General features: G+C 44.5%; 17 protein-coding genes and 1 pseudogene. 13 read left to right on the top strand and 5 right to left on the bottom strand.

Annotated elements, in window-relative coordinates; translation table 11 throughout:
• Positions 1–71: 71 nt before the first annotated feature.
• Together fabZ and AC1S8V_RS15065 are read left to right on the top strand one after the other, a co-directional pair.
• Positions 72–500, top strand: coding sequence for a 3-hydroxyacyl-ACP dehydratase FabZ (fabZ, locus tag AC1S8V_RS15060; RefSeq protein WP_482074278.1), 429 nt, complete (start codon positions 72–74; stop codon positions 498–500).
• 49 nt (positions 501–549) lie between these two features.
• Complete coding sequence (locus AC1S8V_RS15065) at positions 550–993, top strand: GNAT family N-acetyltransferase (protein ID WP_482074279.1); 444 nt, start codon at positions 550–552, stop codon at positions 991–993.
• 194 nt (positions 994–1187) lie between these two features.
• Here AC1S8V_RS15065 and AC1S8V_RS15070 read toward each other — a convergent pair whose 3' ends face one another.
• Both AC1S8V_RS15070 and AC1S8V_RS15075 read right to left on the bottom strand, forming a co-directional pair.
• Positions 1188–2537 carry a response regulator gene (locus AC1S8V_RS15070; protein WP_482074280.1) on the bottom strand — a complete coding sequence of 450 codons (1350 nt, stop codon included), beginning with the start codon at positions 2535–2537 and terminating at the stop codon, positions 1188–1190.
• Positions 2537–4228, bottom strand: a complete 1692-nt coding sequence (locus AC1S8V_RS15075) for a sensor histidine kinase (protein WP_482074281.1) — start codon at positions 4226–4228, stop codon at positions 2537–2539. Before AC1S8V_RS15075 ends, AC1S8V_RS15070 begins: the two co-directional genes overlap by 1 nt.
• 425 nt (positions 4229–4653) lie before the next feature.
• On the opposite strand from AC1S8V_RS15075, the gene AC1S8V_RS15080 reads away from it, so the two are divergent.
• The 5 genes from AC1S8V_RS15080 to AC1S8V_RS15100 all read left to right on the top strand — a co-directional run bounded on the left by AC1S8V_RS15080 (position 4654) and on the right by AC1S8V_RS15100 (position 9977).
• A complete protein-coding gene (locus AC1S8V_RS15080; RefSeq protein WP_482074282.1) occupies positions 4654–5448 on the top strand; it encodes an ABC transporter permease in 795 nt (264 codons plus the stop codon).
• 18 nt (positions 5449–5466) lie between these two features.
• Complete coding sequence (locus AC1S8V_RS15085) at positions 5467–6336, top strand: carbohydrate ABC transporter permease (protein WP_047843039.1); 870 nt, start codon at positions 5467–5469, stop codon at positions 6334–6336.
• 37 nt (positions 6337–6373) lie between these two features.
• On the top strand, positions 6374–8059 hold the full coding sequence (locus tag AC1S8V_RS15090) for a type 2 periplasmic-binding domain-containing protein (RefSeq protein WP_482074283.1): 1686 nt from the start codon (positions 6374–6376) through the stop codon (positions 8057–8059).
• Positions 8060–8131: 72 nt separating this feature from the next.
• Positions 8132–9850, top strand: a complete 1719-nt coding sequence (locus AC1S8V_RS15095) for a discoidin domain-containing protein (protein ID WP_482074284.1) — start codon at positions 8132–8134, stop codon at positions 9848–9850.
• Positions 9831–9977, top strand: a complete 147-nt coding sequence (locus AC1S8V_RS15100) for a hypothetical protein (protein WP_482074285.1) — start codon at positions 9831–9833, stop codon at positions 9975–9977. Before AC1S8V_RS15095 ends, AC1S8V_RS15100 begins: the two co-directional genes overlap by 20 nt.
• A 142-nt stretch (positions 9978–10119) precedes the next feature.
• On the opposite strand, the gene AC1S8V_RS15105 is transcribed toward AC1S8V_RS15100, so the two are convergent.
• From AC1S8V_RS15105 to pdxR, 3 genes are all read right to left on the bottom strand, one after another.
• Complete coding sequence (locus tag AC1S8V_RS15105; protein WP_482074286.1) at positions 10120–10647, bottom strand: DinB family protein; 528 nt, start codon at positions 10645–10647, stop codon at positions 10120–10122.
• A 143-nt stretch (positions 10648–10790) separates the two neighbouring features.
• The gene (locus tag AC1S8V_RS15110) at positions 10791–12812 is read right to left on the bottom strand and encodes an ATP-dependent DNA helicase (protein WP_482074287.1); all 2022 of its coding nucleotides are present in this window, start codon (positions 12810–12812) and stop codon (positions 10791–10793) included.
• A 59-nt stretch (positions 12813–12871) separates the two neighbouring features.
• Positions 12872–14332, bottom strand: a complete 1461-nt coding sequence (gene pdxR / locus AC1S8V_RS15115) for a MocR-like pyridoxine biosynthesis transcription factor PdxR (protein ID WP_482074288.1) — start codon at positions 14330–14332, stop codon at positions 12872–12874.
• Positions 14333–14512: 180 nt separating this feature from the next.
• Here pdxR and pdxS point away from each other — a divergent pair, with 180 nt between their 5' ends.
• The 6 genes and pseudogenes from pdxS to AC1S8V_RS15145 all read left to right on the top strand — a co-directional run bounded on the left by pdxS (position 14513) and on the right by AC1S8V_RS15145 (position 23183).
• A complete protein-coding gene (gene pdxS / locus AC1S8V_RS15120) occupies positions 14513–15394 on the top strand; it encodes a pyridoxal 5'-phosphate synthase lyase subunit PdxS (protein WP_036671277.1) in 882 nt (293 codons plus the stop codon).
• Between the two features lie 204 nt (positions 15395–15598).
• Positions 15599–18058, top strand: a complete 2460-nt coding sequence (locus AC1S8V_RS15125; protein ID WP_482074289.1) for a GH39 family glycosyl hydrolase — start codon at positions 15599–15601, stop codon at positions 18056–18058.
• Positions 18059–18260: 202 nt separating this feature from the next.
• The gene (locus tag AC1S8V_RS15130) at positions 18261–19493 is read left to right on the top strand and encodes a PTS sugar transporter subunit IIC (RefSeq protein WP_458460110.1); all 1233 of its coding nucleotides are present in this window, start codon (positions 18261–18263) and stop codon (positions 19491–19493) included.
• Between the two features lie 19 nt (positions 19494–19512).
• The gene (locus tag AC1S8V_RS15135) at positions 19513–21786 is read left to right on the top strand and encodes a beta-glucosidase family protein (RefSeq protein WP_482074290.1); all 2274 of its coding nucleotides are present in this window, start codon (positions 19513–19515) and stop codon (positions 21784–21786) included.
• Positions 21787–21854: 68 nt separating this feature from the next.
• Positions 21855–21944 (top strand): annotated as a pseudogene (locus AC1S8V_RS15140) (cupin domain-containing protein); the annotation flags it as partial.
• A 156-nt stretch (positions 21945–22100) separates the two neighbouring features.
• Positions 22101–23183 carry an ABC transporter substrate-binding protein gene (locus AC1S8V_RS15145; protein WP_482074291.1) on the top strand — a complete coding sequence of 361 codons (1083 nt, stop codon included), beginning with the start codon at positions 22101–22103 and terminating at the stop codon, positions 23181–23183.
• The last annotated feature ends 142 nt before the right edge of the window (positions 23184–23325 follow it).

A 23325-nucleotide genomic window follows, 5' to 3' on the forward strand; every position in this document is an offset into this window, starting at 1 on the left:
TACTAGATCACGAATATTAAATATGACCCAAAATTTGCTTGAGACACTTTGAGCTAAGGAGGAGGCAATCCATGTTTGATATTGAAAGAATAAAAGAGGTAATTCCTCATAGATATCCATTTCTTTTGGTTGATAAAATCTTGGAAATTAATGAGGGCAAGAAAGCTGTCGGAATTAAAAATGTGACAATCAATGAGCCTTATTTCATTGGTCATTTTCCCGTCCATCCGGTAATGCCTGGAGTCGCGATTGTTGAAGCGCTGGCACAGGTCGGTGGTATCGTTATGTCTAAAAGAGGGAGTAATAATCATGAAATAGGTTTATTGACTGCTATTGATAATTGTCGATTCAAACGGCAAGTAAAACCTGGAGACCAACTTCTACTTACATTCGAGGTAACTCGCATCAAGGGACAGATCGTCAAAGGGAAAGGTTTCGCCACAGTAAACAATGAACTGGTTTGTGAATCTGAAATCATGTTTGCATTCAGTTCAATTTAGGATTTAAGTTCACGGGCACGCCTACATTTTTTATCTTGAGGGGGTTAGTATGAATATTAAAATACGAGAAATTATATCAGATGATTATGCTGAAGTGGTTTCTTTATGGAATGATGTACTTGGGATTCCTAATGTTAATGATGCAAACTTTCGAGTAACTATGGAAGAGATGAATAAGGACGGGAATTACAAAACATTTGTCGCATTGATAGATAATGATGTGGTCGGTTTTGTAACTATTGTACAGTCATTATCTGTAGGAGTTCCAATTGGTTATCTACATATTCAAGCTCTTGCTGTTAAAAGGGAACTGCAAAATAGAGGGATAGGTACAAAACTACTAAGACAGACTGAAAATTATGCTAAAGAACGGGGAATATCAAGTATTATTTTATGTAGCGGAATGAAGCGAACCAACGCCCATGCTTTTTATGAGCATAACGGCTATGACAGAGATTCATATTGCTTTGATAAGATGATCGATCTTACTTGAGGTTAAACGCTTATTAACTCACCTCCACAGCGTTCTAAACAAATAAAACAAAAATCGTCACGTCATTCATGAAAGTTTCTTTATATATTAATTGCACTAAAAAGACCCAACTCACTTTTTAAACTGAAGAGTGGAAGTTGGGCTTTTTCGGTACTGCATTGGACATATCATTTATGTAACATATTCAACCGAATTCATTGATGGATCATATTTCTGCGGTACTGGTAGGGTGTAACCCCGTATTCCACTTTGAACAACTGGATAAAATATTGATTTTTTCGGTAACCGACCATCTGCGCTATATCGGCTACACGAAGTGCCGAATCTTGAAGCAGTTGAGATGCTTTCTCCAACCTCTTCCTGGAAATGTAGTTTGACACATTTTCGCCCGTTTCTTGTTTAAACAGTTTGGAAAAATAAACAGGATGGAGATGTGCAACTTTCCCCAGTTCATCCAGGCTAAGGCTATGGGACAGATGGTCTTCGATATACGTTTGCACTTTGTCAACGATGGTTTGAATGGACATCTGTTTGTTGTTTCTGATCCGACTGACCCGATCCATGAGAGTTGAGGATAGTTCATCAGGATACCGTAACTGGTTGAATATCCAATCCACGGTTTCAGAGTCATCCCGATCCTTGTCCGCCAGATATACATATAGAATGGTCTCCATGAGAAAGATTATTTTTTGCTTATGAAGATGGATTTGATCATGTTTTTTAATGATATTTCCGGCGGACTCCCAATCAACGCATGATGGAGAATGGTTGAATATGCCAATGAAGTCTTCTGGGCATACGTCCTCATTATGAAAGAACCTATAGAACATCTGTCGGGTCACGTTTCGATTAGTCAACAAAAATGGAGGAGACACGACCGATTGCTCCAGTTTGATGGTCAGTTCTTCAGCAGCCTCTTCCGGAACAAGACCGAACAGTCGTGTTCCGGAAGCCCACAAGAGACGATCCAATTTGTCTCCGACAGCATGTTTTATAACAATCTCATGTTCCTGTGTAAAATCCTCCAGCATGAAGCAGCAAAAACGGCGTTCCCCTAAAAATTCAGTATAAGCATCATATTGCTTCCTTAATGTCTCGTTATGACCAAGAAGCGAAAGCAGATACCCCAAGCCATTGAAGTTCTCCCACGCGAAAGATTGAGCGGGCCGTGTCTTTGTAATATTATTGATGGCTTTGGACATGGCTTTCTCCACATCATCTTTGTCGACAGGTTTGAGCAGATAGTCCAGCGCACCTAAACGAATTCCTTGTTGCGCATATTCGAACTCGGAATAGCCGGAGAGAATGATCACTTTGGTTGGCAAGCTATGTTGGTGGATATGTTGAAGCAGATCAATACCTGAGACCTCAGGCATTCGTATGTCAGTGATTAGAATATCGATATGGTTTTGGGTCAGCATCTCTCGGGCTTCAATCGAATTGGTCATCGTCTCGATCTGATCAATGCCAAATGTGTTCCAATCGAGTAAGTGCTTCATATATTCAACGACATAATGTCCGTCATCCACAATTAATAATCGCATTAGCTATCTCCTTTCACCTCGGGAATGCTGATGAGCAGCAGGACGGACAAGCCGCCCCAATCATTAGTAGTAAAATGTAACCCGCTAAGTTCGCCGTACGTATTTTTCAGACGTCGATTAACATTCCAAAGCCCTACACCGCTTGTTCCTTCAGGCGGGATATCGCTCTCAAGCCGAGACTCCAGGCTACGGATATCGTCCATTGAAAGACCTTTTCCATCATCGGATACCTTGATCGTTATCGCAGAATCTGTTTGTTGTACATCAATTGACACCCGATGTGCACCTTGTTGTCCTTCAATTCCATGTTGAATCGCATTCTCAACCACTGGCTGGATCATCAGCGGCATGAGGGGAAGGGAGGCCAGTTCTGAAGGCAGGTCAATACTGTACTCCATTTTTTTACTGAGAGCCATAATAATCAGGAAATGTTCCGCAAATTGGAGTTCGCCTTCCAGCGTGACCTCATGCCGGTCCAATTTGGTTAAATAACGATAGTACTCAGCTAAATGTTTACTCATGCGCATAACAGAATCAGGTGAAAACTGGGCCACTGACATGATGAAAAACAAACTGTTGTACAAGAAATGAGGATTAATCTGAGCTTGGAGTTGTTGAAGTTCCGCACTTCGTCTTAGTTCCGTTTCAGTCTTCAATGACATGAACAGATCCTGGATTTCGGTAACCATATGGTTAAAACTTCTGAACAGACTGTAAAACTCTTTCCCGGTATTTTCGGTAATACGTGTGTTGTGATTGCCTTGCTCAACCTGTGAGAACTTTCTCTCGAGCAAACGGATATTACGATAATAGTTCCGGTAAAACGTAAAGATCACAACCAGACCAAGCGTGAAAACGGCTAAGATGCTGGCAAAGAAAACTTTACGATTGCGGTCAATCGGTTGCAGAAAATCATTTGTCTGTGTATATGTAATCAGGTAGGCGTCGATTGATTCAATATATCGGGAAAGAACATAATAGTCGTCCGAATTGGTATGATAATCATATTTGGAAGTTACTTCTGGTTGGGGTGAGAGTATTTTGGTAACCGCTTTCAAAAGGTAGTTATCGACTTCTTTTTCACTCCATAACTGCTGGGGGTTAAAGAGAAAAAAAGCGTTCGAGCTGTCGTTATTCACGGCCTTTTTCAACAGGCTTTTCAAATAATCCGTATTCAGCTTTACACCAACGACGTACTGAGTCGGTTCATTTTCCCCAGATTTTTGGATGTAAGGATAGAGGGCAAAGTAATACAAACTGTTACCGACGATTTGCCATCCCCGTTGATGAACATCCTTGAACGGAAGTCTCGCTTCCGGTGTATTGTTCGTGGATAGAAATGTTTCTTCAGACTTCCAGTAAATACCGATGGATTCAATGGATCGACTGGATAGGAGCGTTTGCCGCAGGCGATCAACGATATCGTTTTTCTTCATTTGGGAATCGTAATTGCTCAGCTCAATAACGTGCCTCTGATAAAACCGGACATCACTGTCTGCCGCATACTGAACCCCGTACATGTTAGCCTCGTATATAATCCCGTCCAGAATGCCTTTCACATAATCAAGCTGGTTTTTGGAAGCGCCAATCAGATTTTCTTCAAGTGTCTTGGAGCTCAATCGGTTCATCACGAAAAACAAACTTAACGTCAGCAGCAGAAAAAAAACAAAAAAATAGATGAATCGCTTCATATACATTTTTCGGATCATATGTGTTTCCTTTCATATCGCTAAACGTAGAAGTTTAAACTCCAGATCGGATTAACTTTAATATAAGCCAAACCTTCGAAAAGCGGAAGGGCAGCATCACCGATAAATGAAAGCGGTTTTAAAATGCTTCAGGGTGGGGTGATGATCTTGAAATTTTGGCATTTTGGAGTGAAAGCGCTTTTGTTAAGCTTAATTGCGAGGATTACTTTCGAAGAGCCAACATAGAGGAGGTATGCAACATTAACGAGACTGTGCCCGTCGGATCTGCAAAAAAAACACAACCAAAGATTCCCCGGCGAACTTCATTCAAAAAGGAACTCAAGAAAAGCTGGCCTTTGTATGTACTGTGTATTCCCGCATTTGTGTTTGTCTGCATCTTTTCTTATGGCCCCATGGTAGGTTTGCTCATGGCATTTCAGGACTACAAACCATGGCTAGGCATCGGAGGTTCCAGGTGGATCGGGTTAGATAATTTCGAACGAATTTTCCAGTACAAAGAAGCCACACAAGCGATCGTTAATACGCTAATTATCGCCGTGTCCAAAATTATCGTTGGTATTATCGTTCCGATCGTCATGGCTATTCTGCTGAGCGAGATTCGAAACATGGGCATTAAGAAAAGTGTACAGACACTGGTGTATCTGCCTCATTTCTTGTCCTGGGTCACGGTCGCGGGGTTAATGATCGACATTCTCGGATTAGACGGAGGAATCAACCACATCTTAACAAGGGTTTTCGGCAACGATCCCATTTACTTCTTGGGTGACCCTGATCTGTTTCGATTCACGGTTGTGATCAGCGATGTGTGGAAGAGCTTTGGCTTCGGCATGATTGTTTATCTGGCGACCATTGCGGGAATTAATCCTTCCTATTACGAAGCGGCTGAGATCGATGGTGCCACACGCCGGCAGCAAATTCGATACGTCACCTTGCCTAGCATGTTGCCCATGATTATCGTCATTTCTACGCTAAGTCTAGGCAATATTCTGGACGCGGGCTTTGATCAAGTCTTCAATCTGTACAACCCGCTTGTCTACAGTACGGGAGATATCATTGACACCTATGTCTACCGTTCATCTTTGTTAAACGGGCAATACGGGTTCGGCACCGCTGTAGGACTGTTCAAATCGGGGATCAGCTTGATCTTGATCGTTGTCTCTTACAGGCTGGCCTACAAATACGCCAATTACAAAATATTCTAACAAGGAGGGAGAGGGATCATGTACCATAAGACGACAGGCTATAGAGTATTCTCCTATTTTAATTACGCGTTCATGATACTGGCTGGTCTGGCGTGTTTTCTTCCACTGCTTCATCTGTTGGCGCAATCGTTAAGCAGTAAAGCAGCCATAAGCGGCAATATGGTGTCATTTTGGCCGGTCGGGTTCAATGTGGATGCCTATATCAAAACGTTCAACAATTCTAATTTCAACGGTGCCATGCTGACATCCATCACTCGAACCGTATTGGGTACGACCATCAGCATGTTTATCCTTACCTGCGCAGGATATGCCCTGTCCAAGGAATTCCGGGGACGCAACGTGCTCATGTGGTTTTTTATCTTTACCATGCTTTTCTCAGGGGGATTGATCCCTTCTTACATTTTGATCACAGCCCTTGGATTAAAGGACACCATATGGGCACTTGTGCTACCGGGAGCTTTTGGTGCTTATAATTTGATTCTTCTCGTTAATTTTTTCAAAACAATTCCAAAAGCTTTGGAAGAAGCAGCATTCATTGATGGAGCTTCCTTTTTCGTAATTCTCAGCAAAATATATTTACCATTATCTCTGCCTGGCATAGCGACCGTATCCTTGTTCATTATGGTGGGGCACTGGAATTCCTGGTTTGACGGAATTTTGTACATGTCGGATGCGAGTAAGTATCCGCTGGCTTCATTCCTACAGACGGTTGTCGTGCAAAGCAATATGCAAAATATGGCGATGAGCCAATCTGAAGTCGCAGCAATGTCGGAGCAAAGTATCAAGGCAGCCCAAATTTTTGTCAGTACGCTGCCGATCATTTTGGTCTATCCTTTTTTACAACGATATTTCGTGAAGGGGATTGTACTAGGAGCCGTCAAAGAATAGAAAAACAAATTGAGCTTGAGTGAAGGGGGAATGTTTCATGAAGAAAAGAACTGATTTATGGAAAATGGTAAGTATGGTTATGCTGTCGGCTATTCTTGTAGCTGGCTGCAGCAAAGGGGAGAGTGCTTCCGAGACCGCACCGGCATCGGTGCTCAAGGATGGGAAATATGATCCGCCGTTTACGATTACCATCGCCAAACAACAGGATGAAAATGCTGGAAAGTACATCAATGGTGAGACGTTGAATGACAATGTCTTGACCCGTTGGGGCGAACAAGAACTGGGTATTAAAATTCAAACCACCCTGCTGGGAGGTGATGCTTCACAATATAATACCAAGCTGCGGCTGGCACTGACGGGTTCAGAGAAACTGCCAGACGTTCTGCCCGTCTATGACACCATGCTGGTCAATGATCTGATCGATTCAGGACAGGTCAAGGAGATTACAGAAGACATCTCAACCTACATGCCTGACCGGTTAAAAGAAATATACAAACAATACCCGACCACCTTCAATCCAGTGGTTAGGGAGGGCAAGGTGTACGGGATGGCAATCGCGCCGAATCTGACGGAAGGCGAAGTCATGTTGATCCGCCAGGACTGGCTGGAACAATTGAATTTGAAAGCGCCAACAACGATTGAGGAGTTTGAGCAAGTCATCGCGGCGTTCACCAATGAGGACCCGGATGGGAACGGCAAAAAAGACACATATGGCTTTACATTTTCGGGTAAAGATTCCTACAATACGGGCTGGGTCAGCGATCCGGTCATGATTTTCAGCGCATACACGGGCAAGCACCTTCCAAGGCAATGGCATAACGACAACGGCAAACTCACCTATGGATCTGTGGCTGATGGCAACAAAGAGGCACTTGCCAAGTTACGCGATTGGTATGCAAAAGGGTTTCTGAACAAAGAATTGGCGACCCAAGGGGCTTGGGACGCACTGTCCGATTTTACGGAGGGGAAAGCTGGTATCATCATTGGTCGTCCTTGGCTTTATGACAGTGTGAAGGACGTAGAGAAAAATGTGGACGGTGCGAAAATTAGTGCTTATTCGACCATTCAAGGCGTGAACGGTGATAAGACCTATCAGTCCGCACAGTTAAACGATGGCGTGTTCATGTTTAACAAGGATTTTCAGAACATGGAAGCCTTCTTCCTGTACTACGATAAAATGTACGATGCGGCGTTCAGCACGGGAGATTTTAAATACGGCTACGCTCAAGGATACGATTACGATATCGTTAACGATGAAGTCACTTTCGATCCAACGAAATTTAATACGCCATTAGAGGCTATGCAAGGCGTTGGAAAAATGGCATTTACCAAAAATACACCGAGTGTTGACGGTCCCGGCAAATCGTACTACGATCTGGCGAACGGTGTCGAACCCGACACAGGCGTCCTCATTCAGAGCGCTTCAAAAGATCAAACGACCCAGGACGGATACCGGATTTCGTATGAAAACAGGGATGTTTTACTGCCCAATGAGTTTAACGGTCCACCAACGCCGACGATGCAAAATGTGTGGGAACAGTTGACCACCATGGAACAAGAGACTTTCACCAAAATAATATATGGCAATGAGCCACTTGAGGCATTTGATACCTTTGTTAAACAGTGGCATGAAAAAGGCGGAGACACCGTTATCGAAGAAGTTAACGAATGGTACAACCAAGCCAGCGAGACGGATGTAATGACACGGATGAATCTGAAATAAAGTCGAGTTTCACCTGGATCAGCCTTCCGGCAACAGGAAGGTTGGTCTTCTAAAAAAAGGAGATGATGAGACATGATCAAAGGTAAGTCGTGGATGGCTATCGCCATTGCATTGATGTTGTTAACCCTTCATTTAACGTCCTCAGCTCAGACCGTTCACGCTGCCGCTGGCGAAGAGACCCATATTGCTGCAACACTGTTTGTGCTGAAGAACGAATCCGAAGTATCCAATGCCAAAATCCATTGGGCACCTGTATCGGGAGCCACGGCATACGAGTTATACAGATCCGAGAACAATGCTCCTTATACGTTATCACAGACCTTAACCGGCACAACGACGGATGATTATGACCTCAACATAGGTAGCACGTACAAATACCAAGTGAAGGCATATGGCGGAACTTCCTTAATTGCCTCCGCTGTCTCACCAGAATATACTCCTTACAGCCTTCCAGAAAACCTCACAACTTTTGATAATACAACGCAATCAACGCTCATGCTCCCGAATGAACTTAAAGTGGGGGATACCTACTACAGATTCAATTTCGTACAAAAACCATCAGGCGGTTTTGGCGAAATGATTCAACAGACATCAACGGATGATATCACCTATGGTAACGACAAAGTGGTCCTTTCCTACACGGATCATCCCGATCTGGCGAATTCTAAGTTTGAGGGGATTAATATCCTGTACCATGCGCCTACAAACAAATTTGTTTTTTGGGCTCACTATGAAAACAGTACAGACTACACACTTGCCAGAGTATCTGTGGCTTCGGCCACGCCTGGAGAAGACTTTACATTTCACAATAGCTTTCGGCCGGAAGGGAATGAGTCCAGAGATATCTCCATTTTCAAAGATGATGATGACTCAGCATATCTGATCTCTACAGCGAATAATAATTCGGACACCATCTTATATAAGTTAACCTCCGATTGGCTGGATGTGGATCATCAAGTTTCTGTTATCTATGAAAATCAACACAGGGAACTGCCCAAGATGATCAAAAAAGATGGCATTTATTATTTGTTCTCTTCTCAAGCGGCAGGTTGGTATCCGAGTATACCCTTGTATTCTTCAGCAACAAGCATAGACGGAGATTGGTCTGAATTACGAACGATTGGCAACACGTCAACCTTCTCGGCGCAGTCGGGTTCTGTCATGCGGGTGAAGCCAAACACGGGTGACAACGTCGTTATGGTTGCTTATCGCTGGATGTTCGGCTGGGCAGGTACGCAAAATGGAACAACAGAGGAACGACTGCTTCCCGTTTGGTTCACAGATGGTTATGCATTTTATGATTATTTTGATCAAGTCCTGTATAACACAAGCGATGATGTCGTCATTCCCGTTCAGAATGGAAAACTGCTGTCACAAGGTAAACCTGCAACAGCGCAAACGGCTACCGGAACGAACCCGGCAAGTTATGCGAATGATGGTAACTATCAAACCGAATGGGTCGGCACAGGCAGTTCCTGGCCACATGGGTGGAAAGTAGACCTTGGCTCCGTTCAGCAATTGAATAATGTGCAAATCTCCTGGTGGATGCAAAAAGGCTCCGAAGGATTTTACAAATACAAAATTGAGACCAGTACGGATAATGTAAACTGGACCGTGGCATTGGATCGATCCAATAACACATCTTACGGTTTCACCTCAGATACTCTATCGAGCACTACTGCCAGATATGTACGAATTAATATGGTAAATGCGACACTTCATAACAACCCCAACAATTGGTACACGCCAAGATTATGGGAGGTGAAGATATTTGGAACAAGTGCAGAATAATCAATTAATCAATGGTACCATCTGGAAGGATCTCAGTGGTCAACGGATCCACGCCCATGGTGGACATATGTTATTCCATGACGACTATTATTACTGGTATGGCGAAGACCGAACAGACGATATATAATTGGGAGAGGACACACATGTGATTCATTTTGAACGATAGAGGCGGCTGATGAGAAAAGACTTTGATCCTACAGAGAATGAAGGTTCAAAGTCTTTCTGCTAGCAAAACGGAATTGCAATTCAAAACGGCAATCGAATGAATTTTATAATTTCAAATCTAACGAATAGCGATCGCGAAGTACTGATAAATGGTGGAGCTCATGTCCAGCCATAACAAATGCAATCGATCGAGCTGAAGCAGCGTTATCACTGACGATCCCTCTACAGAGCCAAGCTTCCGGCGTGAGGCGACGGAGCATAAGAATGGTTGAGCGGCGTGTGACGGCATATTCTTCATTCAAATCAGCCACGGTATACGCATTGAAGGGATGGCTCTGCATAAGCACGTCCTGATCGTAGCCGGGATGATTCGCTTGGTCACCTCTGGCGATGCGAAGCAATCGACTGCTCATGATGCGTTCGTTATCCAAAAGGTGGCCGATGACCTCTTTCACGCTCCATTTACCTTCGGCGTAACGATAATTTGCTTGCTCTTCTGTTAATGAAGAAAGCAAAGTTTGTACAAGGTTGGCTTGCAGCTCTAACCGTTCGATGATGTTCCCTTCAGGAACAAGCTGGATATACCCTTCATAAAAAGCTGCATATTCATCTGTAGTTGGTCTAGCAATCATGTAAATACCTCCTTTGGGATTCAAAGCTCTGGAATATATTGTAGCATATATCTTACTTCCAGCATTGAAATAGGCCCCTCCGCTTTATGAGCGGAAGGGCCGTTTCATGTAATTTAGGCAGTTCTAAGGTTAGATTATTCCATTCAATCCGTAAGTCGTATTCCCTTATTTTGCACAAATTTCTCTAAAACCGCAAAATCCTCCGTCACTTTTTTGAACGGCAATGTTTCCAGCACCTGTTCCCGGTAACTCTTTTTTGCAGCTGCGCTGAGACGGGAGTCAAGTATGCTGAGTATGCCAAGGTCCGTTTCACTGCGGATCAAGCGTCCCGTTCCTTGGCGTAACCGCAGAAGCATATCCGGTACAAACACCTCCATAAACGAATTCTCCGTTACAGATGCCTTATATTCATAAACAGGATCCGAAGGGACAGGGAAGGGCAGACGGAAAATAATGACCTGTGACAGGTCAGAACCCTCGATATTTACGCCTTCCCAGAATACCCCGGTACCCAGGAGTACACCTTTGCTTTTCCTGAATTCGGCGATAACACTGTCCTGGGAAGATCCCTCTTTTTGAACATGGAGCGCCCATGTATATTCATTAGCCCTTGAACTCAACTTCTTATGAATGTACCTCATATCCTCCTTTGCTGAAAAAAGGACGATTGTTCTTCCCTGAGTTAGATTACAGAGTTGAACCACTTCGTTGCAGGCTGCTTCAAGATAGTTTTCGCGCTGGTCATGGTCGTAATAGGGAACTTTGTTCGAAATGTACATCATGGCATGGTTGCTGTAGTCAAAAGGGGAGGATTGGCGCTCCAGGAAATCACCCTTATAACCGAGGGAGTGCGTCATATAAGAATATTGTTCCTCCAGCGTATCCCCGCCTTGGCACAGCGTTGCCGACGTTAGCACTACAGGTACTTTGCCATGAAATAAAGTGTATTTCAGAAATTGGCTTATATCTTTGGGACAGATGCTGATCGTCGCTACTCCCTGAGGATTGCTAGCCCATAGGAGGTAGTTGTTCTTTATTTTAGCCAAGACATGGATGAGGGTAATAAGCCCGTTTATGGCTTCAAAAGCGTCATCGATCTCCCGCTCGTGGCGTGAGGTCATAATGGAAAGGCGTAGACTGAAATCTTTCAAATCGTTCGAGATTTGGTTCAACGGCATTCCTTGGATCTCCGACACTTTGATTCGGTCGTTATCCTGCTTGGCATGGTGGAGCAGATCCACGTTTACCTGTTTGAATATATGTTGGGCACATTTTTTAATATAATTGGATTGTAAAAAAAGCCCCTTATCCCCAGACTGCTTCGTGAGAAGCTGCACAGTGGTATCCAGAATGCGGCAGATTCCCCGATAAGTGAACTCAAGTGTTCTGGCATCCCGAACTTTTGCTTCCAGATTATGCGCTTCATCAATGACGATCAGAGCAGGCTGTTCCGAGATGATGCTCTTGGTTCCTTCTTTTTTCTTCATCAAATCCCGTATGAGCAAGTCCTGGTTCACGATAATAAAATCAATCTCGTGAGCTTTTGCATTTAATTTCGCTCTCATATTGTAAAATAAACATGCATTTTTATGATGACAACGTTCAAATTTGCAATCATTCACGGAAACGTGGGACCATTCGGCATCACTAACTCCAGCTTTAATATCGGCTCTTTCATCAATTTCATAATCTAAAATGCGCTGGGCAAGGGTAGATACGGAGGAGTTGGGATCATCAGGCCTGATGAATTCCGCTGCCCTGTTTCGGCAGGCATACTGACCCATGCCTTTCCCCACGACGGAGCGAACCGTTGAGAATCCCAATCGGCTACCAATGATCCTTAAATCTTTATGTATCTGTTCCGAGAGCTGAATGGAGGATGTCGCTATAATGACTGGTTTCTGAGACATTTGATTCGTGAGCAGGCTCGGGATCAGGTACCCAAAGGACTTGCCAATTCCGACACCAGCTTCAATCATGGCGTTATGTCCATGGATATAAGCATCAGCGATATCGAGAGACATTTCTTGCTGTCCGATCCGCTCTCTAAGGCCAATTCGGGGGAACCGGTCATATATTCGGAAGATGGCGTTAACCAAAGAACGTTCGATTTCCTTGTCCGGTTCCTGCTTATTTATTTTATAGAGTTCATTTAACCAATTCATAACGATCGCCCCTCTTCCGAATGATGATCTTCTTGTACTCACTTTGGAGACGATTTACCTCACAATGCAGTTGTAACGGCATTTTTTAATCTGGATACGCCTTCTTGTAATTGAACATCTGACAAATGAGCAAAGGATAAATAGATACCATACTTCGTACCGTCTGACGTTGAACTGCTGACTTCTGAGTATACCACACCTTGTGATCTAGCCGATGCCCGAAAGGTCTCATAAGTGGACACATTACCTCGCCACCAGCCAAACACGTGCAGACCCGCTTCATTCTCCACCCAATCAAACCATGTAGAGAGTTGCTGGTTCAAAAGTTTGAGTAACAGATGAAATTTGCGACTGTATAGTCGATTCATCCTGCGCAGATGACGCTCATATTGACCGCTTGTCATAAATGCCGCCAATGCCCGTTGTTCGATCAGGTTGACGGGTCTTGGCTCGTAAAATGCCTGTGCTTTTCTAAAGGTATCTGCCAAGGTAGGGGGAAGAACCACATAACCAAGTCGTACCTCTAAAGGCAAGGTTTTCGTGAAGCTGCCCAAGTAGATTACGCGTCCTGCTTTATCAAGTGTTTTCAGCGGTTCAACATGCATTCCGCGATATCGGAATTCACTATCATAATCATCCTCGACAATCATGGCATCATGCCGTTGTGCCCAGTCCAGCAAGGTTTGTCTGCGTTCAAGGCTGAGCATTTCACCAGTAGGAAATTGTCGTGACGGCGTGACAAACAACATTCGTGCTTCCCAGTCTTGGGGCACAACTCCCTGACCATCGAGATTGGCTTCAATCAAACTTGCACCCGCAGCCAATATGGCTTTAGAAATCCCGACATAACAAGGACTTTCTGTCACGACATGATCCCCAGGATCTGCAAGTAATTGAGTGAGTAGAGCTATAGCTTGCATGGAGCCTGCAGTCACTGCAATATGATCCGGATCGACTTGAATCCCCCGCATCCTCCGAAGATAGGCAGCAATGGCTTCTCTCAATCTCGGTTCCCCGGTTGAACTCACCATAGCAGAGGTTGTTTTCAGGTGCTGCTCACGATGCCGTATCTCTGCATACAATCGATTATTCCATTCATCGTAAGGAAACTTGGAGAAATCAGGTTGATATTTGCTAAAGTCGATCACTTCGTCGCTATCCATTCTGGAATCATGTGTATGAGCATTGGTTTGTGCATTTCTTTGAATCGTCTGCTGTTCAAACTGTTGAATACGATTTCCCCAGGCTGATAAGTGATACGTACAAGCTTTCACGGTGGACGCATTATTGTTTAGATCCAACTGATACGCAACAAAGGTTCCTCTTCCATGCTCTGAATGAATGTAACCCTGAGCAGTCAACGTATCATATACCTGATTCACGGTTCCTCTGGAAATGTGATACGTCGCAGCTAACTCTCTAGTCGAGGGTAACTTCTCGCCATGTATAAGATTACCTTCATGAATAGCATCACGAATCGCATGATAGAGAGCCTTCATCTTGGTATATTTTCGGTTCAAATACGAACTATAAGCTACATGAAATTGCATATGCCCTCCAGAAGTTATGATGAAGTGGTACAACAAAAAACGAAAATATTGGATCTTTTTATATGACCATTTTCATTTTATACTAAATCATAGTTTGGAGCGATGCTTTTCTTGAAAACCACCCAAAAGTTAACTAGGAGGAATACAATCATGCAAACAGGTACAGATCGTGTAAAAAGAGGAATGGCTGAGATGCAAAAAGGTGGCGTCATCATGGACGTTATGAATGCAGAGCAAGCTAAAATCGCTGAGGCGGCAGGGGCAACAGCTGTTATGGCTCTTGAACGGGTACCCTCCGATATTCGCGCAGCTGGCGGTGTAGCTCGTATGGCAGATCCAACCATCGTTGAAGAAGTTATGAAAGTTGTGTCTATTCCAGTTATGGCCAAAGCGCGTATCGGTCATTACATAGAAGCCAAAGTGCTTGAATCCCTGGGTGTGGACTATCTCGATGAAAGTGAAGTGCTTACGCCTGCAGACGAAGTATTCCATATTGATAAACATGAGTTTACTGTACCATTTGTATGTGGAGCCAAAGATTTGGGAGAGGCTCTTCGCCGTATTGGTGAGGGTGCATCGATGATTCGTACAAAAGGCGAGCCTGGAACGGGCAACATTGTTGAGGCAGTTCGTCATATGCGTCTAATTAACAGCCAGCTCCGTAAAGTGCAAAACATGTCCAAAGACGAGCTGTACGCTGAAGCAAAAAATCTGGGTGTAGCTTATGAGCTGCTGCGCGAAGTTCATGAAAATGGAAAACTTCCTGTGGTTAACTTTGCAGCAGGCGGTGTAGCTACTCCGGCGGACGCAGCACTAATGATGCACCTGGGAGCAGACGGTGTATTTGTAGGATCAGGTATTTTCAAATCCGATAGCCCTGAGAAATTCGCTCGTGCAATCGTTGAAGCTACAACACATTACACGGATTACAAACTGATTGCCGAAGTATCCAAAAACTTGGGTGCCCCTATGAAAGGGATCGAAATTTCTAAATTAGCTCCAGAAGAGCGCATGTCCAACCGCGGTTGGTAAGATAGCAGCGCATCTAGTTGAATAGGTAGTTTGAACATTTATATAGAAGAGCCGATCAATTGAACTTAATTGATCGGCTTTTTTGTTATTACTGTTTAGCTTGTTGATATCTTCAAAATGCTGTGCCTATAATAAGCGGTATGAAGGAAGGTGCAGACAATTCGCTATCTATATGAGTTTATTCAACATCAGGACGATCTGCCTATGAAACTCTTCGTAAACTCGGTAAAACATATTGATTTCCATTGGCATAAGGAAGTGGAAGTTGTATATGTTCTTCATGGTTCAATCATCATGTATCTGGACCAGCAGCAATATACATTGCATGAAGATGATTTGATTGTGGTTAACAGCATGTCCGTCCACAAGATTGAACGAACCAATCAGGACAATGTGCTATTAACATTGCAATTCGGTTCCGAGTTGATGAAAAATAATGCTTTTATCTCCTGTAACTCTGCCATGAACGTGGAACAAGACGCTCCACACCTGCAAAGTATTAAACAATATCTTGCGCAAATGGTATGGGAGATCAACAAAAAAACGCCGGGTTATCAACATTTCACAATGGGCAGATTACAGATGTTATGCGGCTGCCTGCAGAGGTATTTTTCCAGTGGAACAAATTCCGCATTGGAAGACGGTAGCAGGGATTATGACTATAAAAGACTGAACAGGGTCCTCACATATATTGATTTACACTACAATGAGAAGATTACGCTGCAGGATATGGCGCATTCCGAACATTTAAGTTTGCATTATTTCTCCCACTTCTTCACCGACAAAATCGGGATACCTTTCCAAAAGTATTTGACGCTCATTCGCTTGGAGAAGGCTCAGGCTCAGCTGGCAGCAAACGATAAAAATATTTCAGAGATCGCGCTGGATTGCGGATTTGCCAATGTGAAGCTGTTTAACAAATACTTCAAGGAAAAGTACGGCTGCACGCCCGGTTCCTATCGGGAAGCTTCTCGTACACCGGAACTCCATCAGTTGAATGTGAACCGCAAGCCCAAAACGTATGAGGAATCTTCAAGCGGAGATTATTACGAGATGGAAACGTTGAATGCGATTGGCTCACTGTATCGATATCTGGATGTTAAGGTTGACGCCAATCAGGACATGCTCTCTGTACCGTCTGCACATCTGTCAGACCAAACTTATATTGAAATTCGTGCAGATCAGACGTCGTCTGTCTATGAGAAGCACTGGAATATGACCATGACGGCGGGGAGAGCCATTGAAGGTTTGCGTGAAGATTGGCGGAAGCAGTTCTCCGTGCTGAAGGGAAAAGTACCTTTTCAATATATTCGATTTCACGGCATCTTCAATGACGAGATGATGGTGTACAGCGAGAACGAGCAGGGCACTCCCCTCTATAATTGGTCTTATGTGGACAAGTTGTATGATTTCCTGCTGGATCAGGGCGTTCGGCCATTTGTGGAATTAAGTTTTATGCCGAGCCAGCTGGCGAGATCCAAAGAAACGCTGTTTTGGTGGAGGGGGAATATTAGCCCGCCATCCGACCCTGCCAAGTGGCAGGCGCTTGTTGGCGAATTCGTTCGCCATTGTTTAAATCGTTATGGTGCGGAAGAAGTGAGACGGTGGTATTTCGAAGTATGGAACGAGCCTGACCTGGCTGGTGTTTGTTGGGCAGGAAGCAAGGAAGAATACTTTGCTTTTTACGAATCGACCGTTCATGCCATCAAATCGATTATGCCGGAACTGAAGGTGGGGGGTCCAGCTATGGGTTACGGATCTCTCTGGAATGATACCTGGGCTGAGGAATTTTTGTCCTATTGCCGCAAGGGGGAAGTGGCTCTCGACTTTTTCTCGTTTCACATCTATTCGGAGTATCCCAAGCTAAAAGTTGAAGATGATCGTTTAACGCAGATCATGCCCCCTGCTTTTTATAAAGATAGTATTGAGCTTATGCGGCAAAAAATGAATGCGTCATCGTACGGTCATGTTGAACTTCATGTCACCGAGTGGAACTTTTCGCTGTATGACCGGAACTTGCTTCACGATACCATGTTCATGGCTCCGTTTGTCATTTACCACACCATGAACACGCTTGGTGACGTGAAAGCGATGGCTTTCTGGTCTTTTACCGATGTATTTGAAGAAAGTATCGTTCCCGCTTCTCCTTTCTACGGAGGTTTTGGCCTGATTAACCGCGATGGGCTGAAGAAACCCAGCTATTATGCGTTTGAGCTTATGCAAAAGCTTGGGGATGAGCTGCTGGTCAAGGGAGACGGTTATGTCGGAACCCGAAAAAGGGATGGAAGCATGCAATTTTTGTTCTATCACTATGTGCACGTAGACCGGCTGTTTGCAAGTGGAGATTGGTCGGAATTATCCAGCTCAACCCGCTATGACGTATTTGAGGAAAAAGGCAGCAAAGCTTATGAACTTACCCTGAGCAAGCTCGAGGGACCTTATAAATGCACCAGTTATCGACTGGATCGGGAGCATGGATCGGTATTTGATGAGTGGACCCACATGGGATCGCCCTATGCCTTGACGGAAGAAGAAATCCTCTATTTAAACGGGAGGAGCGGCCCCGTCATGGGGACAGAGATGGTAAGGGATGAATGTTGGCGCAAGGAATTGGTGCTCCCCCCTCATGGCGTGATGCTACTCATTTTGGACAGGCAATATTAAAAAAAGTACTCTTAAGACATCCTTTCAGTATTGAAGGGATGTTTTTTGTTGTTTATTTCTTGTTCAGGCTGGCAAGCTAGAACTATAGCGATGGATTGGGCAAAAAACGATCCATGATGCGGCAAGTTCCAACAAGAAAGCGTTAACAAAAATCGATATACTATGGTTGTGGCAGCAAAGAGGAAGACAGGGGGAGTTTTGGATGAAGCGTTTCATGAAATGGATGACAGATTCGTTTGCGCCAAGATTGGAGGCGTTTACGAATAATATTTGGGTTTCTTCAATTCAAGAAGCCATCATGGTCGCCATTCCGATGATTTTCATCGGTTCGATTATTACATTGATTTCGATTTTGCAGGATTTCATCCCGGGGATGCCGGACCTGACACCTATCACAACATTCAGTTTCGGTTTGCTCGGGTTGTTTATTGCTTTTCTGACGCCCTATGTGGTGATGGAGAAAAAGGAGCGGCACAAAATCAAGCTGCTTGCGGGAATGACAGGGGTATCTCTGTTCGTTATGCTGCTTAACCCGACGGTAAACGAAGACGGTACCATTCAGTTCATCCTTGAACGATTTGGACCCTCGGGGATGATTACAGCACTCCTGGTAGGTGTATTTGTCGCTCTTGTAATGATCATGTGCAACAAATTTTCGTTCTTCAAAAAGGGGTCTTCACTTCCCGAATTCATTATGGACTGGTTCGATTTTCTCGTCCCGATCGCCCTGGTATTAACAACAGGATGGTTGCTTGTATATCAGCTTCATTTTGATATTTTTGGACTGATCGTGAACGTATTTGAGCCGATCAATGCCGTAGGGCAAAGTTTAACCGGATTTTTATTGTTCAATTTCATTGGTGTTGTACTGTATTCTTTCGGCGTAAGCCCGTGGGTCATGACACCGATCTGGTATGCGATCTGGATACCTGCAATCGAAGAAAACGCAGCTCTAGTGGCAGCGGGACAAGATCCCGTCAATATCAACACGTTTGAAACCTTTTTCTCCGGATGGCTGGGTATTGGAGGAATGGGAGCGACCTTGCCGTTAGTTGTTTGGTTCCTGATGGCACGTTCGAAAAAACTGAAATCTGTCGGCAAGGCGACTATTATCCCGTCCTTGTTTAACATTAATGAACCTGTCGTGTACGGAGCACCGATTGCCTTTAATCCATTACTCATGGTGCCGATGTGGATTAACGCACTTATCACGCCGGTGATTGTGTACTTGGCTCTCGACTGGGGTTGGGTACGGATCCCGAGCCAGATCTTCCAGCTATGGTATACACCGATCGGCTTGTCCACCTACATTATGTCCGGATTCAATGGGCTTATCTTGCTGGCGGTCGTCCTGGTGATTGTATTTATTGTCTGGTTTCCGTTTTTCAAACTGTATGATGCACAGGAACTGAAGAAAGAACAGGAACAAAATTGATATTAGAAGGGTGAGTACTGTGGATAAATCAATCAATGAATTGTTGTCGGCATTGACTCTGGCCGAGAAAGCTTCACTCTGCGCAGGATTGAATATGTGGATGACGAAAGGAATCGAGCGGTTAAACATTCCGCCAGTTCATATGTACGATGGGACTAATGGCATTCGTAAAACGAACAGTGACGAAGAAATGGGTATTACAACAGAAAATGTACCCGCAACGTGTTATCCTACAGGCTCAGCCATCGGTTCTTCGTGGAATACGGAATTGTTGCATGAGGTTGGTGTGGCCCTAGGACAGGAATCGAAAACGATGGACGTCGAGCTGCTGCTTGGACCCGGTGTCAATATGAAAAGAACGCCGCTCGGCGGAAGAAACTTCGAATACTATTCGGAAGACCCATACTTGACGGGGGAACTTGGTGCGGCGTTTATAAACGGGATCCAAAGCGAAGGAGTGGGCGCTTCTGTCAAACACTTTGCAGGCAACAACCAGGAGTTCGAGAAAATGGTGACCAGTTCGGAAATCGACGAGCGGACGCTTCGCGAAATTTACCTGAGCGCCTTTGAACGGATTATTAAGAAATCCGACCCATGGACGGTCATGTGTTCCTATAATTTATTGAATGGAACATATACGAGTGAGAACGAACATTTGCTGCATGACATTTTGAGAGAAGAGTGGGGCTATGAAGGTGTAGTTCTATCCGACTGGACGGCTGTCAATGATCGGATACGCGGATTGAAGGCCGGGCTTGATCTGGAGATGCCGGGTCCCGCCCATTACAATGCCAAAGCGATCATTGAAGCGGTTCAGAATGGAAGCCTCTCCGAAGAACAGTTGGATCGAAGCGTGGGCCGCATTTTGAAGCTGGTCGAACGGGTAACGGGTAACAAAGATGCGGGTACTTCTGAAGATGCGGATTACCATGCACTTGCTCGTAAAGCGGCTGCCGAAAGTATTGTTCTTCTGAAAAATGAGAACGCGATTCTTCCCCTGCAGCAGGAATCGGTGGCGTCCATTGCCGTGATTGGACGGTTTGCCAAGAAGCCTAGAATTCAGGGTGCAGGCAGTGCGAAGGTAACGCCTACAAGAGTCGATATTCCATGGAACGAGATAAAGAATCTGGCTGGCGATGCCATGACCATGAATTATGCAGAAGGGTACCCGGAGGATGACTCCATCGATGATGAGCTAATTAAGGAAAGCGTCTCATTAGCCATGAATTCCGATGTTGCTGTACTGTTTGTTGGCCAACCAGAATATGCCGAATCGGAGATGCATGATTTGAATGGGATTGATCTTCCCGAGCATCAAGTGAAATTGATTCTCGCGGTAGCCGCGGTTCAGCCTAAGTGCATTGTCGTGACGAGCAGCGGTTCCGCACTGGCGATGCGTCCATGGGTACAGCATGTACCTGGGGTGATTCATTCTTGGTTGTCCGGTCAAGGCATGGGTAAAGTGATTGCAGATGTATTATTCGGACAGACGAATCCATCGGGCAAGCTGTCTGAGACCTTCCCCGTCAAACTGTCGGACAACCCTTCACATATGCGAATTCGCGGAGAGAACGGCAAGCTGTATTATCGCGAAGGCCTGTTCGTGGGTTATCGATATTATGACCGGAAAGAACTGGCACCTCAATTCCCGTTTGGACACGGATTGTCTTACACATCGTTTTTGTATACGGATCTGGAAGTGGCTCAGACCCATACCGGCGTTACTGTGTCCTTCCAATTGAAAAATACCGGAAAACGCAAGGGGAAAGAAGTTGTTCAATTGTATGTTCACGATGAAGAGTGCACATGGACCCGTCCAGAGAAAGAATTGAAAGCTTTTGCCAAAGTTGAACTGGAGCCGGGTGAAAAACGCAAGGTTACTTTTGAACTGGAAGAGAGAGATTTTTCATACTACAACACCAAGTATAACCGTTGGGTGGCAGAGACCGGGTTTTTCCAAATTTCACTTGGCAGCTCGTCCAAAGATCTCCGAATTACGGAACGTCTGTATTGTGACTTTGGTAAGGAAGAAATCACGTTCCACAAATTCAGTCTGCTCAGTGAGTGGATGAGTGATCCTGCAGCGAAAAAGGAATTGGAGCATTGCCTGAATGAAATGAACGAGCACGTTACGGACAAGGTATATCTTAATGAGGAGTTTGTGGGATTCTGGGCAGATTTCCCGATGATCAAAGTATTCCAAATGTTCGGTCAACAATGGATGAATGAGCGGTCACCTGATGAAATTATTAATGAACTTATCGCCAAGGTTAACCAGGCACGTAATGAATAGTTAAGTAAAAGAGAAACCAAGTTCAATCCCGTACAGAGGAGATGAACTTGGTTTTTCTAACGTTTCGGGATATATCGTTAGGGAACGTAACCTTCGAACCAGGATGCCGTAACAACTGGCATATTCACCGTAACGGATTTCAGCTAATGTTAGTCACCAGATTCCATGAGGGGGGGCTCTTTTAATTCATCGGACGAATGATATTGATTATTGTTCTCATTTACACTCTTCGACATTTACTGTATACTGACAATAGTTATTTTACATATTGGTCAAAAAGACAAGAGAGAATTCAAAAGGGAGAGATTATTTACATGTTGGTATCCGTTAAAAAAGGGATGTTTCTTTGTTTGATTACTGCAATGATTCTGGTGCTCGCAGCGTGTTCAAGCAACAATGGTGGCAGCGAAGATGCAAATGGCAGCTCACTGCAAGCTGCGGAGAGCAGCGTCACGAATGCAGCAACAACTGGGGAAGAAACCGACGCAGACGCTTCAGCACCTGCTGAAACAACTTACCCGGTAACCGTTTCAAATTATACAACAGAGAACGGCACATGGGTGAAGAAGGATCAAACGTTTGACAAGGCACCTGAACGAGTAGTTGCCAATACCCAAGGTGCAGCCGAGCTGATGATTCGCCTTGGTTTGACAGACAAGCTTGTAGGTGTAGCAGCGCTGTTCGGCAATGTACCTGACGATATTGCTGATGAGTTTAAACAAATCCCTGTGCTGGCTGAAGGTTATGTAGGTAAGGAAGTGACAATAGGTGCTTCGCCTGACCTGGTTGTGGGGCGTGGTGGATTGTTTGAGGATGCGGATTGGGGTGTGGGTACAGTAAGCAGCTTGAATGATATGGGGATTAAAACGTACGTACAAAGCACCAGTGTTCCTGATGCATCGTTAGATAGTCTGTATCAGGATATTACTGAATTAGGTGAGATATTCAACGTACAAGCTAATGCAGCGGCATATATTGAGACGCTTAAAGCACGCGAGAATGCCTTGTCGGCCCGAGCTAGCGCTGAAACAATCAACTATGCATCTTTTTCGGACAATGGTGATGGAACGATTGGAATTTACAACGGAAATGGTGATACGTTTATTGAAAGTGCAATGTCATTAATCAATATGCATAATATGCTGATTAATGAAACCGGCACACTTAGTCTGGAGAAGCTAATCGAGATTAATCCGGATGCCATGATTATTTCGAGGTATGCTGGTGGCATTGATCCTGAGCAGACGATTGAAAAGCTGCTTGCCAACAAGCAGGTACAAAACATTAACGCAGTTAAAAACAAAAAAATCTACATTATTGATTTCAACAACTTCTGGGGTTACGGGGATTCCATCTTCACAGGTGTTGAAGGACTCGCCGATGATCTCGGGTTGTAATGGCAGTATGGTTTAGTGACCATTCGTGCCTCCAGATCGTTTCATAGGCCAAGAGCATTGTACCGCTGAAAGTCGCTATTTTAGCGGCTTTTTTTGTTATCAGGAACTAAGTTCCTGTCTCATTTAGAAAATAGGCAAACAT

The sequence above is a fragment of the Paenibacillus sp. B46(2026) genome (assembly GCF_056786355.1).